Source organism: Mycobacterium sp. NPDC050551 (assembly GCF_040674075.1).
In the GTDB taxonomy this organism is placed as follows: Bacteria; Actinomycetota; Actinomycetes; order Mycobacteriales; family Mycobacteriaceae; genus Mycobacterium.
This window is the reverse complement of record NZ_JBFARC010000003.1, coordinates 708,062-720,678: the sequence shown is the minus strand read 5'-3', so window position 1 is coordinate 720,678 and position 12,617 is coordinate 708,062. Positions and strand designations below refer to the sequence as shown.

General features: G+C 66.7%; 13 protein-coding genes. 4 read left to right on the top strand and 9 right to left on the bottom strand.

What is annotated here, in order from left to right; translation table 11 throughout:
* Window positions 1-142 precede the first annotated feature (142 nt).
* Window positions 143-967: a MerR family transcriptional regulator gene (locus AB0K11_RS15855; RefSeq protein ID WP_364978100.1), complete on the bottom strand. Its 825-nt coding sequence runs from the start codon at window positions 965-967 to the stop codon at window positions 143-145.
* A gap of 191 nt (window positions 968-1,158) precedes the next feature.
* On the opposite strand from AB0K11_RS15855, the gene AB0K11_RS15850 reads away from it, so the two are divergent.
* From AB0K11_RS15850 to AB0K11_RS15840, 3 genes are all read left to right on the top strand, one after another.
* Window positions 1,159-1,464 (top strand): nuclear transport factor 2 family protein, encoded by a 306-nt coding sequence (locus AB0K11_RS15850; RefSeq protein WP_364978097.1) that lies wholly within the window; start codon window positions 1,159-1,161, stop codon window positions 1,462-1,464.
* On the top strand, window positions 1,461-2,300 hold the full coding sequence (locus tag AB0K11_RS15845) for an SDR family NAD(P)-dependent oxidoreductase (protein WP_364978094.1): 840 nt from the start codon (window positions 1,461-1,463) through the stop codon (window positions 2,298-2,300). The genes AB0K11_RS15850 and AB0K11_RS15845 overlap by 4 nt, the downstream gene beginning before the upstream one ends.
* A gap of 266 nt (window positions 2,301-2,566) precedes the next feature.
* Window positions 2,567-2,935, top strand: a complete 369-nt coding sequence (locus AB0K11_RS15840; protein WP_364978091.1) for a hypothetical protein — start codon at window positions 2,567-2,569, stop codon at window positions 2,933-2,935.
* Window positions 2,936-3,004: 69 nt separating this feature from the next.
* Here AB0K11_RS15840 and AB0K11_RS15835 read toward each other — a convergent pair whose 3' ends face one another.
* The 6 genes from AB0K11_RS15835 to rpsF form a co-directional block, all read right to left on the bottom strand.
* Entirely contained in the window at window positions 3,005-3,880 is an 876-nt protein-coding gene (locus AB0K11_RS15835) for an NAD(P)-binding domain-containing protein (protein ID WP_364978088.1), read from the bottom strand.
* A 257-nt stretch (window positions 3,881-4,137) separates the two neighbouring features.
* The gene (gene dnaB, locus AB0K11_RS15830) at window positions 4,138-5,517 is read right to left on the bottom strand and encodes a replicative DNA helicase (protein ID WP_364978086.1); all 1,380 of its coding nucleotides are present in this window, start codon (window positions 5,515-5,517) and stop codon (window positions 4,138-4,140) included.
* Window positions 5,518-5,999: 482 nt separating this feature from the next.
* On the bottom strand, window positions 6,000-6,455 hold the full coding sequence (gene rplI, locus AB0K11_RS15825) for a 50S ribosomal protein L9 (RefSeq protein ID WP_364978083.1): 456 nt from the start codon (window positions 6,453-6,455) through the stop codon (window positions 6,000-6,002).
* Between the two features lie 31 nt (window positions 6,456-6,486).
* Complete coding sequence (rpsR, locus tag AB0K11_RS15820) at window positions 6,487-6,750, bottom strand: 30S ribosomal protein S18 (protein WP_364978080.1); 264 nt, start codon at window positions 6,748-6,750, stop codon at window positions 6,487-6,489.
* A 53-nt stretch (window positions 6,751-6,803) separates the two neighbouring features.
* Entirely contained in the window at window positions 6,804-7,319 is a 516-nt protein-coding gene (locus AB0K11_RS15815) for a single-stranded DNA-binding protein (protein ID WP_364978077.1), read from the bottom strand.
* Between the two features lie 122 nt (window positions 7,320-7,441).
* Window positions 7,442-7,732 carry a 30S ribosomal protein S6 gene (rpsF, locus tag AB0K11_RS15810; RefSeq protein ID WP_364978074.1) on the bottom strand — a complete coding sequence of 97 codons (291 nt, stop codon included), beginning with the start codon at window positions 7,730-7,732 and terminating at the stop codon, window positions 7,442-7,444.
* Window positions 7,733-7,908: 176 nt separating this feature from the next.
* Here rpsF and AB0K11_RS15805 point away from each other — a divergent pair, with 176 nt between their 5' ends.
* Window positions 7,909-8,547, top strand: coding sequence for a hypothetical protein (locus tag AB0K11_RS15805; protein WP_364978071.1), 639 nt, complete (start codon window positions 7,909-7,911; stop codon window positions 8,545-8,547).
* 83 nt (window positions 8,548-8,630) lie between these two features.
* Here AB0K11_RS15805 and AB0K11_RS15800 read toward each other — a convergent pair whose 3' ends face one another.
* Together AB0K11_RS15800 and AB0K11_RS15795 are read right to left on the bottom strand one after the other, a co-directional pair.
* On the bottom strand, window positions 8,631-10,271 hold the full coding sequence (locus AB0K11_RS15800; protein ID WP_364978068.1) for a glycosyltransferase family 87 protein: 1,641 nt from the start codon (window positions 10,269-10,271) through the stop codon (window positions 8,631-8,633).
* Window positions 10,268-12,607: a transglycosylase domain-containing protein gene (locus AB0K11_RS15795; RefSeq protein WP_364978065.1), complete on the bottom strand. Its 2,340-nt coding sequence runs from the start codon at window positions 12,605-12,607 to the stop codon at window positions 10,268-10,270. The genes AB0K11_RS15800 and AB0K11_RS15795 overlap by 4 nt, the downstream gene beginning before the upstream one ends.
* Window positions 12,608-12,617 lie beyond the last annotated feature (10 nt).

Sequence of the window (12,617 nt, the reverse complement as noted above, 5' to 3'; positions counted from 1 at the left end):
GTGGTTGGCGCCGGCCGTGAAATGATCGTTGATCTGGGCGTAACCCAGCTCTTCGAGTTGAGGCGCGTATTCGATACGGGGCGCATCACCCAGTGCGGGATTGAGCCATGCTCCGTATGCGCGAACCGCTCGTGTGTGTCGTTCATCGCGGCGCGATGGTGCTGAAGATCGGCCAGCAGATCTCGGTTGCTGTGAACCGGAACGGATCGGTGGCAGTGCCGCCGAGGTAACGCTCGCGGATGGGCCCCTGGCTGCTGATCAGATGTTCGTTGACGTAGATGCCCAGGGCCGCGTAACTGCGATCGATGCCGTCGTGACCGCCCGGGTGGGTGAGCACCGCGAATTCGGTCCTGGGTAAGACCTCGGCACGGATACCCTCGGGGGGATCTGCGGATGGTGATGCTTCGACGAACATGGTTGCGCTGCCGCGCTGTTCGAGAAACAGCGCGCGGTCGTACAGGCCGCCCGGCACCACCGCGGTCGGCGCGCCTGCTGCCACGGCGACGGCCCGGTGCAGTGTCCGCAGTGACGCCGTGAACCAGTCGTCTATCCCGGAGGTGTCGATGGTGGCGCTCACGGACCACACGGCGAGCGCCGGTTCGTGGCGCGATGTGACGTGTGTGGGAGTACGCACGGGGGAGAGCAGTTCGCGCAGCGCACCCACGGTGTCACGGGTCTGCTGCAGCTGAGCCTCCATCTGTTCGAGATGAGTGGTGATGATGTCGGTACGGGCCCCGGCGTCTTCGGTGCTCAATAGCGCCTTGATGTCGGGAATGGACATTCCGAGCGATCGGAACCGGCGGATGATGTGGGCGTGATCGACCTGGCTGGTGTCGTAGAAGCGGTAGCCGGTATGGGGATCGATGTGGGCGGGTTCGAGAATGCCGATGTCGTGGTAGTGGCGTAGCGCCTTCCTACTCAGACTGGTCATCACTGCGAAGTCTCCGATCGAGACCTGTGCGCCCATGGCGTCCTCCTCTGCGTTTGCATCGCCCACGTGATGGGACACGGCCATCCTCAAGCCTCCCCCTAGGGCAAGGTCAACATCACGGCGCGAGTCGAACCGGGGGTTGACCTTCCCCTTAGGGCAAGTTTCATCGTGGGGTCATGACCAACACCCGAGACTGGGATGCACTCCCAAAGACCATAAGAACGTTCATGACTGCGCTCGATGCCCGTGAGGTGGATCAAGCACTGGCCACACTCAGCACCGATGCCGTGGTGACCGACGAAGGCCACGACTTGAAAGGACATGACGAGATCGGGGCCTGGGTGGCCACCGCGGCCGGCGAGTACACATACACCACTGAGTTCACCGGTGCGACGGTGCTCGAACGGCAGACCGGTACGACTGTCGACGTCGCACAGCACCTGGAGGGCGACTTCCCGGGCGGGGTCGCCGACCTGCGCTACCGCTTCACCCTCGACGGCACAGTGATCAGCCGGGTGGTGATCGAGCCATGACGCGGCGTTGGTTCATCACCGGAGGCACCCCCGGCAACTTCGGAATGGCGTTCGCCGAGGCGGCCCTCGAGACCGGCGACCGCGTGGTACTCACCTCCCGGCGTCCGAAGGAGCTGGCGACGTGGGCCGAGCAGTACGGCGAACGCGTTCTCGTCGTGCCACTGGAACTCACCGATGCGGCGCAGGTGCAGCGTGCGGTGCGTGCCGCCGAGGAGCACTTCGGTGGTATCGACGTGCTGGTCAACAGCGCCGGCCGCGGCTGGTACGGATCGATCGAGGGGATGGACGAGTCCGCGTTGCGGGCGATGTTCGAGCTGAACTTCTTCGCAGTGCTGTCGGTGACGCGTGCGGTGCTGCCGGGGATGCGCGCCCGCCGAAACGGGTGGATTGTCAACGTGTCCTCGGTGGCCGGGCTCGTCTCAGCGCCTGGATTCGGCTACTACAGTGCGACGAAGTTCGCCACCGAAGCCATCACCGACGCGCTGCATGACGAGGTCGCTCCACACGGCATCTCCGTGTTGACCGTCGAACCGGGAGCGTTCCGCACGAACGCCTACACCGGATTCGCCGACGAACCCGTCGACGAGCCGATCCCGGACTACCACGCCATGCTCGAAGAGGTCCGTGCCACCTTCGTCGGGATGGACGGTGTGCAGCCCGGCGATCCGCGTCGCGGTGCCCGTGCGGTGATCGCGGCGATGGCTCAGGACCCACCTCCCCGTCGGCTGGTCCTGGGCAACAGCGGATACGACGCCGTGATCGATGAGCTGGAGAAGAATCTGGCCAAATTCCGGGCGAACGAAACACTCTCCCGCAGCGCCGATTTCCCCACTTGAGAGGCCGACCGAGCGAGACAAGCACGACCCGGGTGTGGCCCCACCAAGTAGGTCTCGATCGGCCGTCCATCTGACCTTGGGGTGACGTCGATGCCGCAGCATCCGATAGGTCGGCAACCGCGGGTGCGGCAGAAGCTACACATGTAGCGGCGGCGGCGGCGACGGCGGCGACGGCGGCGGCGAACTTGAGTCCCACTCAGGTCCTGTGTCCGCGTCGGCCACGCAGTCGGCGGCTTCGGCATTCTGCAAGGTCTAGCGTGGGCGCAATGGGTTTGTTCAGCCATGAGGATTTCCGCGACCCGGACGAGGGCGTTGCTGGCGGCGCTAGTGGTGGGGCCGTCGAGAGGGCTCGCGGTGCTGATGTTGACGAATTCGGGTCAGATCATCCGGTGGTCATTGGTCCGGGGTTACCGCCCGAGGATGGTTCTTGCGGTCAATTCGCCGTGCAGTTTCACGTGTCGACGTCAATGCTGGTCGGGTTGAAACGTATTGCTGATATGCGCGGGGTCAGCGTGCCGGAGGTGTGCCGGCAGGTTATCGGTGTGTTTGTCGCCCAGCAGGAGGGCGAATTGGGTGCGTTGCTCGCTGCTGAGGCCGAAGTGGCGGACTACCGGCCGAGTTTGGGTGACGCATAGGCGCACCCTGCTGGGGTGGATCACTCGGACAGTGTCGTCGGCCGGCGCCGTTCAGACGGACCGGTGTACTCACCGGGGTGTGACAGCCAGCTTTCCTGAACGGTACCTGTCGAGCGCCGTAGTCCGGCGGGTGAGTTCGACGAACATCGGCTCGTGGCCGGGCTCCGCCTCGACCGCCGCCCACAGGCGGTCCCGGCCAGCGGCCGAAATCGGCAGCAGCGCGGAATCATCAACCACCGATAACAGGGCATCGAAGTCCTGCGCGGAGGCGCGCAACGGCCGTGGGTTCGATTCGTCCAGTGCGCGTTTCACGACTGCGGCCATCGGCCCCACGCCGAACAGGCGCAGCGCAGTCTCGTAGTCACCGCCCAGGATGTCGGTCAGGTCGAGCGCCTCGCGCAGACCGACTTCGGCGGCCATGACGAAGGTGTTGGTGATCAGCTTGTACTTCACGCCCGCACCGGCCGGACCCACCCGCTCCACGTTGCCCAGGGAGACGAGCACCCGCTCTGCCCGCGCTACCGCCGCCGGCTCGCCCCCGACGAGAAACGTCACCGACCTCTCCCTGGCGTATTTCACGCCGCCGACGATCGGCGCGTCAACCACGTGTCTGTCCGCGCCAGCCCCATTTCGGACCTCGTCCAGCAGGGTCGGGGTCGTCGTCGAACACAGGACGAGAACCGCGTCAGGGCGCAGACCCGCCAAGATGCCGTCCGCGCCGAAGTGGGCGGCGGGAATGTCCTCGGACATGACCAAGCTCAACGTCACCTCCGAACGCCGGGCCGCATCAGCCGGCGACACGGCGGCCATCGCTCCGTCCCCCACGGCGGCCTTCAACCGTTCGGGGTCGGGGTCGAATGCCCACACCTGATGTCCTTCGGCCACCAGATGGGGAACCATCTCCGAGCCCATGTCTCCTACACCGACCATGCCAATCAAGGTCATCAGCGATCTCCTCAGCTGCGAAAGTTATTCCACGAGAGACGAAATCCCTGATCGGATGGCTCTGTTCCCTCGTCGTCAGAGCTTATTCGCGGACGAGGTCGGTGACATTGCAGCCAGCAGGAGGACCGACCAACTGCTAACCCCCGCGCCAATCGATCACGCCGAAGGCGCGCCGGTCCCGCATGAGTCGCATCGACGTAGGGATACCGCGTGCCGACAGTGCCCGGGAATCCCAGGCAGAGAGGCCAGATCGATCCCTACTTCGCCATGTTGGCGAAACGCGACAGGTGCAGTTGGTGCGCCACGGTGATCGTCTTCGTCGGGCCGTTGCGGTGCTTGCCAAGAATCAGGTCCGCCTCGCCGGCGCGCGGGTCGTCGCGCTCGAACGCGTCCGGCCGGTGCAAGAGAAGCACCATGTCGGCATCCTGCTCGAGGCTGCCTGACTCACGAAGGTCCGACACCATCGGCTTCTTGTCCGTGCGCTGCTCCGGCCCGCGGTTCAGCTGGCTGATCGCGATCACCGGCACGTGGAGTTCCTTGGCCATCAGCTTCAGGCTCCGAGAGAAGTCCGAGACTTCTTGCTGGCGCGACTCATACTTCTTGCCCGACGACATCAGCTGCATGTAGTCGACCACGATCATCCGCAGCCCGACCTTCTGGCTCAGCCGCCGCGCCTTGGCCCGGATCTCCATCATCGTCAGGTTCGGCGAGTCGTCGATGTAGAGCGGCGCCTCGCTGATCTCACTCATCCGCCGGGCGAGGCGCGTCCAGTCGTCGTCACTCATCCGGCCCGACCGCATGTCGGCCAGTTTGATCTTCGCCTCCGCCGACAGCAGCCGCATCACGATCTCGGACTTGCTCATCTCCAGCGAGAAGATGACGCTCGGCAGCTGGTGCTTGATCGAGCACGACCGCATGAAATCCAGTCCAAGCGTCGATTTACCCACGCCTGGACGCGCGGCGATGATGATCATCTGCCCGGAGTGCAGGCCGTTGGTCACCTCGTCGAGTTCGGTGAAGCCCGTCGGCACACCGCGCGCGATACCGCCCTGCGAGGCGATCGCATCGATCTCGTCCATGGTGGGCTGCAGCAGCTCCTCGAGGACGACGAAGTCCTCGGAGGCGCGCCGCTCGGTGACGTCATAGATCTCGGCCTGTGCGCGGTCCACCACGTCGCTCACGTCGGCGCCGTCCGCGCCGGCGTAGCCGTACTGCACCACCCGGGTGCCCGCCTCCACGAGGCGGCGCAGCAACGCCTTCTCCGCCACGATGCCGGCGTAGTACCCGGCGTTCGCGGCCGTCGGCACCGTGGAGATCAGCGTGTGCAGGTACGGCGCACCACCGATGCGGCGCAGCAGGCTCCGGCGGTCCAGTTCGGCGGCGACGGTGACCGCGTCGGCGGGCTCACCGCGGCCGTAGAGGTCGAGGATCGCGTCGTAGACGTTCTGATGCGCCGGCCGGTAGAAGTCGCCGGGCCGCAGCTTCTCGAGCACGTCCGCGATCGCGTCTTTGCTCAGCAGCATGCCGCCCAGTACTGCCTGTTCAGCGGCGGCGTCCTGTGGTGGCTGGCGGCCGAAGTCCTCGCTGGGCGGGGCGTCATCCATACCCGAATGCCCGAGGTCGTCGACCACAGCCACGGCGCCACCCTCCCCAGATCGGCTCGAACGCAGGTTCGATCGTTGTCTATCGCGACTGTAAGGCCGCTCACCGACATCCCACGTCGGCGAACCCCCGAACCGCTCCGCGCACGATCACGTTAGGCGTTGCTGGGGGCACCCGATACCGGCCCTGTGCATAGACCTGTGGATGGTGTGTGGATATCGCTGGACGGCCATGTTGAGTCGCTGGGGACAACCTGTGGAATCTCGTTCGTTATCCGGATAAATCCGCAGATAAGCGCATCACAGGGGACGTGCAGTGTTGTGGATGGAAAGTTCTTCGGCGTGTCGTGCCGGGTTGCCGACTCGGGCGTGTTGTGTTTCGCCTCGGCACCACCGAGGTTAACGGCCGGTTATCTTCGCTGCGGTCGCGCGATAGCACAATGTTCGCCAGCGCGCACAGCAACGCCCGGGTCGAGACCCCGAAGGGTCCCAACCCGGGCGTATTGTCGCGTGCGTTATTACTGGGCGACGACGTTGAGCGTCACCGTGGCCTGAACGTCGGGATGCAGACGCACGGTCACCGGGTGCTCGCCGAGCGCCTTGATGTGTGACTTGGGCAGCGACACGGTCCGCTTGTCGAGGTTCGGTCCGCCGGCCTTCTTGATCGCCGCCACGACGGACGTCGCGGTGACCGAACCGAACAGCTTGCCGGTGTCGGCGGAGGCGTTCACGGGCAGATCCACCGAATCCAGGCCCTCGAGCGCGATCTTGAGCTCGTTGGCATGCTCCAGTCCGCGAACCGTCTTCAGCTCGCGGGCCCGACGGATCTCGTCGGCCTGTCGTTCGGCGCCACGCGACGCGGTGATCGCCATGCCGCGGGGCAGCAGGAAGTTGCGGCCGTAGCCGTCCTTGACCTCGACGGTGTCCCCGGGCACGCCCAGGTTGTCGACGTCGGCAGTGAGGATGAGCTTCATCTCTTCAGTCTTTCGTTCTATCGGGCCGGGACTACCGCGTCGACGCGCTGAACGGCAGCAGCGCGACCTCGCGGGCGTTCTTGACCGCGATGGCGATGTCGCGCTGGTGCTGGACGCAGTTGCCGGTCACGCGGCGGGCACGGATCTTGCCGCGCTCACTGATGTAGGTACGCAGCAGCTGCGTGTCCTTGTAGTCGATGATCTGCCCTTTGCCCTTCTTGGAGCAGAAGACGCACTTGCGGGTCTTGACCGGCTTCTCGGGTGCCGGCCGCCGCTTGGTGGAGGACTTGGCCATGTGTCTTTCTCTTTCTCAAAGTTCGCGGATCGCAGTCCGCTGATATGTGTTGTCTAAAAGGGCGGTTCGTCGTCGGCGCCGGAGAAGGACCCCGACGCAGGCGCGCTGCCCCACGGATCGTCTTTGGGCTGCTCGGCCGGGCGTGAGCCACCGCCGCCGCCACTGCCGCCGCTGGCACCGAAGCCACCGCCGCCGCCGCCACTGCGGCTGGCCTTGTTGACCTTGGCGGTCGCGTAGCGCAGCGACGGGCCGATCTCGTCGACCTCGAGCTCCACCACGGTGCGCTTCTCACCCTCGCGCGTCTCGAACGAGCGCTGCTTGAGCCGGCCCTGCACGATCACCCGCGAACCGCGGGTCAGGCTCTCGGCCACGTTCTCCGCGGCCTCGCGCCAGATGTTGCAGCGCAGGAACAGCGCCTCGCCGTCTTTCCATTCGTTGGTCTGACGATCGAACATGCGCGGGGTCGACGCGACCGTGAAGTTCGCGACGGCCGCGCCCGACGGTGTGAACCGCAGTTCGGGGTCGGCGGTCAGGTTTCCGATGACCGTGATGACGGTGTCACCAGCCACGAAGTCCTCCTGTTGGTTGTCAGCTCTTCGCGCAAGCGCTCATCGCTGGCGGTGTACGCGTTGGACGGCAGTCGCAGGTGAGCCTACGGAACAGCCCCGACGTGCACAGGCCGTCAAGCGACTTAGTGCTTGTCGGTCCGCATGACCTTGGTCCGCAGCACGGACTCGTTCAGGTTGAGCTGGCGATCCAGCTCGGACACCGTGGCCGGTTCGGCCTTCACGTCGACAATGGCGTAGATGCCCTCGGCGTGCTTGGCGATCTCGTAAGCCAGGCGGCGCCGGCCCCAGATGTCGACCTTTTCGACCGTGCCGCCGTCCTTGCGGATGACGTTCAGGAACGTCTCCAGCGAGGGGGACACCGTCCGCTCATCGAGCGTGGGGTCGAGGATGACCATGATTTCGTATGGACGCATAAGGAACCCATCACCTCCTATGGTCGTGTGCGGCCACGGACTGTCCGTGGCAGGAGGGTCGCCTGCGTCGGCAACCGGCCCAGGTTACAGGACAGCGGCCTGAGCTGCGAAATCCGCGCTCTGCGTCCCGGTCATCGGCCGATAGGCTGGGTTCTTCGAGTCCTCGAGGGGGTTGAGTGAGCCATCCGTACGGGCCCTACGGTCAGGGCTATCCGCAGCAGGGCTATCCGCAGCAACCCGGCTACCCGCAGCAGGGCTATCCGCAGCACAACGGCTACTCCGGCGGTTATCAGTACCCGCCGGTGCGGCCCGCCGGTCCGAGTGGCGGCACGGCGAACGCCGCGGCTGTGCTCGCAGGACTCGGCGCGCTCGCCATGCTCGGCTTCGGCCTGCTGCTACTCGCGGCGGTCGGCTCGCCCGATTCTGACCCTGCCTGGGGTACCACACCGTCACGCTCCTCCAACGCGGGCGACGTGATCTTCATCCTCGTCGGCGTGGCCGTCATCGTCGCCGGGATCATGCTGGCGATCGGAGCCCTGACGCTGTTTCAGCGCAAGATGGTGGGCCGATGGCTCGTGGTCGCCGGCTGCGCCATCGCCATCCTGACGAGCGTGCTGTTCATGATCCTGTTCATGGCACTTCTGAGCAAGGCCGACGGCGAAGCCGCCGCAGCCGGAGCCATTTTCGCCATCTACGGCGGCCCCATCTTCCTCGGAGTCGCGTTTCCGATCCTGACGCTCGTGCTCGCACTGCGGCCTTCGACCGCCGCGTGGATCCGTGCGCGACCGAATGTGCCTGCGCCGTACCGGGGTTGACTGAGCATCGCGCCGAGTGTGAATCGTTGGCGGAAAAAGAGCCCGAAAGTCGCCGACGGTTCACACTCGCGACGAGGAGGCCGTCAGGCGTCGACCGTCGCCCGGTCCTGCGCCGGTGGACCCGATGTCCGTATCCGCGGATGCGGCCGCAGCCAGTCGGGCAACCAGCGTGGCGGCGCGTCCGGTGCCCCGTCGAACACCCCGCCCGCCGGATCGTCGACCCGTCCGCCGTGTCGTACCAGGTCGAGCTGCGGCCGGTAAATCTGCCGGATCACCAACGCGCACAACGCGATCACCGCGACGTCACGCAGCAGCACCGTTACGGTGAACCACTGCTCGGGCAGACCGCGGTTCTGCTCGCCGTAGAGGTACAGCATCCGCGGCACCCACACCAGCGCATCGATCGTCATCCACGCCAACAGGATTCGCCGATGCGGCAACGCCAGCACCGCGAGCGGCACCAGCCACAGTGAGAACTGCGGACTCCACACCTTGTTCGTCAACAGGAACGCCGCGACCACCAGGAACGCCAGCTGCGCCACCCGCGGACGCTGCCGCGCCGTCAGCGCGACATACCCGATCGCCACGCAGCACGACGCGAACAGCGCGAACGTGACGGTGTTGAGCACGGTCGGCGCTTCCCAGAACCCCAGCCCATGGTCGAAGCCACGCCAGCCGGTGAAGGACTTCACCACGTTGTACAGCGAATCCATGTCGTCGCCGCGACGGGTGTTGAGCCGGAAGAACTCCGACCAGCCCCGCGGGAACAGCACCATGATCGGCAGGTTCACCAGCAGCCAGGTCAGTGCCGCCGTGCCCGCGGTCTTGGCCACCTCCCGCATCCGCCCCGTGCGCAGCGCGAGCAGCACCAGCGGCACGAGCAGCAGCAACGGATAGAGCTTGGCCGCGACGCCGAGCCCGATCAACACTCCCGCGAGCACCGGTCTTCGGCGCGCCCACGCCAGCATCGCCCCCACCGCGAACGCCGTCGCCAGCGCGTCGAAGTTCGTGAAGATCTGGAAGATCAGTAGCGGTGAACCCGCCACCAGCGCGGCGTCCCACACCCGGCGGCCCGCCAGCCGCGACGTCGCCCACACTGTCGCCATCCACGCCAGCGCCAGCCCGAAGGCGGCGATGTTGAAGAACATCACCACCTCGGCGATCAACGGCAACGACACCGTCGCCGACGCCGCCGTGTAGGTCTTGGCCAGCGCCATCGACAGGTACTGGTAGATGCCGGTGAGCACCGGATACTCCATGTAGCGCACCGCGATGTCGCCGTTGTACTGGATACGCGGTTTGTCCGACGCGTCGGTCTCGATCCAGCTCGACTTGTACGGGAACTTGCCCTGGTTCAGCAGCTCGGCCGTGTAGAGCGGCACCGTGTCCGAATAGCAGAGCTCGTAGTAGGCGCGGTTGTTCTGCCAGTTGGCCACCCGCTGGTCGGCGGGTCCGTCGCCGACGGTCTGCAGGCACGCCGCCTTGGTGGTGTAGCCCAACGCCATGAACACCACGGCGATCGCGAGCATCACCCGAAGCGGCGTGAAGAACCGCTGCCGTCCGATCAGCGCATGCCGCCCGACCGGCCCGCCCGCGACACCGGACAGCGCGGCGCCGAGCGTGTCGTTGCGGCTGGGCAGGTCGCGGTCGTCGGCGCTACGCCGGTCATCGGCCAGCGGCGCCGGGGACTCGGCCGCACACGCCGTGTCGTCGGCGTCCGTCACGGAGGCGGCGGCTGGCCGGGGAATCCTGGAGCGCCGGGCGGCGGCGGAACGGCCGCGCCCGGATCGGGAACCGGCGTCGGCGCACCTGGCACAGGCGGCACGGGCGGACCGATGGGGACGGTGCTGGGCGGCCCGATCGGGATGGTGATACCCGGCGCCACCTCGAGGGTCGGCTGGATCACCGTCATCGACGGCGTCGGTGGCGCGGTGGACGACGGCGGCGGCGGCGGCGCCTGCGGCACACCGGCGTATCCGCCGATCTCCTCCGGCTTGGGGAACGTCTCGTTGTCGGTGTCCTCCAGCGCGCCGTCCATCGTCTCTTTCCAGATGTCCGACGGCAGGCCCGAACCGTAGATCGCCGACCCGCCCGAGGTCTGCAACGGCTTGGTGCCCTCGGTGGTGCCGACCCACACCGCCGTCGACAACGACGGCGTGAAGCCCACCATCCAGGCGTCCCGGTTGTCGCCGGTGTCACCGAGCTGCACGGTGCCCGTCTTCGCTCCGGACGGCCGCCCGCCCGCGAGGTTGTGGCCGTTGGAGTAGCCGGCGATCGGCTGCATCGCCGAGATCGCGTTGTCGGCGACGTTCTTGTCGATGCGCTGCTCGCCGTCGTTGCTCTCCTGCGAGGCGTCGAAGAGCACCTCGCCCTGGGAGTTGACCACCTTCTGCACGAAATGCGGCTTGCGGTAGACGCCCGACGCGGCGATCGTCGCGTACGCCGACGCCATGTCGAGCACCCGCGTCTGGTACTGCCCGAGCACGATGCCGTTGTTCGGCGGGCCACCCTGGCCGTCCTCGCTCAGGGTGTTCTCGACGCCCGGGAAACTCTCCGCGACGCCGGCCTGGTGTGCGGCGTCGGCGACGTCCTGCGGACCGTTCTTCAGCTTCAGCATCAGCCGGTAGTAGCTGGTGTTCAGCGACCGCTTGAGCGCCTCGGCGATGTTGCAGGTGCCGCAGCTGTTGCCCTCGACATTGCTGATCTCGATGCCGTTGACGCTGACAGGCGAGCTGTCGACCTGGTAGCCCAGGCCGATTCCCTGCTGCAGCGCGGCGATCAGCGCGAACACCTTGAACGACGAACCGGTCTGCAGACCCGCCTGCGCGAAGTCGAAGCCGTTGGCGTCCGAACCGCCGTAGTAGGCCCTGACCCCGCCGGTCTTCGGGTCGATCGACACCACCGCCGAGCGCATGTCCGGATCCTGGCCGTCCAGGTTCTCGGTGACCGCCTCCTCGGCGGCCTTCTGCGCCTTCGGGTCGATGGTCGTGGTGATCTGCAGGCCCTCGGTGTTGAGCGTCTGCTCGTTGATGTCGAACAGTTCCAGCAGTTCCTTGGTGACCTGGCGTTCGATCAGACCGTTGGGCCCGGTGGTCTGATTCTGCGCGCGCGCCTGCTCAGGCGGCACCGTCGGCGGGAACACCTGGGCAGCCCGGTCGGTGGCCGACAGCGCGCCGATCTCGACCATGCCGTCGAGCACCCAGTTCCACCGCTCGGCCGCGCCCTCGGCATCGACCGCGGGATCCAGCGTCGACGGCCGCTGGATGAGCGCGGCCAGCAGTGCGCTCTCGGCCACCGTCAGTTGCTCGACGGGCTTGCCGAAGTAGGCGGTGGACGCGGCCGCCACCCCGTAGGCGCCGCGGCCGAAGTAGATGATGTTCAGGTAGGACTGCAGCACCTGGTCCTTGGACCACTCACTCGACATCTTCGTCGAGATGACCAGTTCCTTGGCCTTGCGCGTGACACCACCCAGCCCGGAGCGCTCCGAGCCGACGAGCGCGTTCTTCACGTACTGCTGGGTGATCGTCGAGCCACCCTGCACGTCGCCGCCGAAGATGTTGTTCTTGAAGGCCCGCAGGAAGCCGGTGAAGGAGAAGCCGGGATTGGAGTAGAAGTCGCGGTCCTCGGCGGCCATCACCGCGTCGCGCATCGACACCGGGATCTGCTCGATGGTGACGTCGACCCGGTTGCCCTCCGGCGGCACGATCTTGGCGAGTTCGCTGCCGTCACTGGCGAGGATCGTCGACACCTGATTGGTCCGGATGTCGCCGGGCTTGGGCACGTCGACGATCAGGTAGGCCATGCCGAAGGTGATCAGCGGCAGCAGGATCAGTACCGCGGCGGCCACGATCAGCCCGCGCCGCACCCACTTCCAGTTGATCTGCTGACGCCAGTTTGGCGTCCCGCCCGGAGGCGGGTCCGAGGGCCCGTCGCCACTGCCGCGACCCCGGCGGCGCGGCGGCGGCGGTGGCGGCGTTCCGTCGAGGGCGGCCTTCACCGCGTCGATGGGGTCGCGCGTGGGCGGCGCACCGGCGCGGACGACCGGCAGCACCGCCGTCATCCCGTCGTCG

Bases quoted from the DNA above. Each gene is read 5' to 3' on its own strand.
- AB0K11_RS15835 (WP_364978088.1), bottom strand. From the start codon at position 3,880: ATGACCTTGATTGGCATGGTCGGTGTAGGAGACATGGGCTCGGAGATG.
- AB0K11_RS15855 (WP_364978100.1), bottom strand. From the start codon at position 967: ATGGGCGCACAGGTCTCGATCGGAGACTTCGCAGTGATGACCAGTCTG.
- AB0K11_RS15845 (WP_364978094.1), top strand. From the start codon at position 1,461: ATGACGCGGCGTTGGTTCATCACCGGAGGCACCCCCGGCAACTTCGGA.
- rpsF (WP_364978074.1), bottom strand. From the start codon at position 7,732: ATGCGTCCATACGAAATCATGGTCATCCTCGACCCCACGCTCGATGAG.
- rplI (WP_364978083.1), bottom strand. From the start codon at position 6,455: ATGAAGCTCATCCTCACTGCCGACGTCGACAACCTGGGCGTGCCCGGG.
- AB0K11_RS15850 (WP_364978097.1), top strand. From the start codon at position 1,159: ATGACTGCGCTCGATGCCCGTGAGGTGGATCAAGCACTGGCCACACTC.
- AB0K11_RS15840 (WP_364978091.1), top strand. From the start codon at position 2,567: ATGGGTTTGTTCAGCCATGAGGATTTCCGCGACCCGGACGAGGGCGTT.
- AB0K11_RS15795 (WP_364978065.1), bottom strand. From the start codon at position 12,607: ATGACGGCGGTGCTGCCGGTCGTCCGCGCCGGTGCGCCGCCCACGCGC.
- rpsR (WP_364978080.1), bottom strand. From the start codon at position 6,750: ATGGCCAAGTCCTCCACCAAGCGGCGGCCGGCACCCGAGAAGCCGGTC.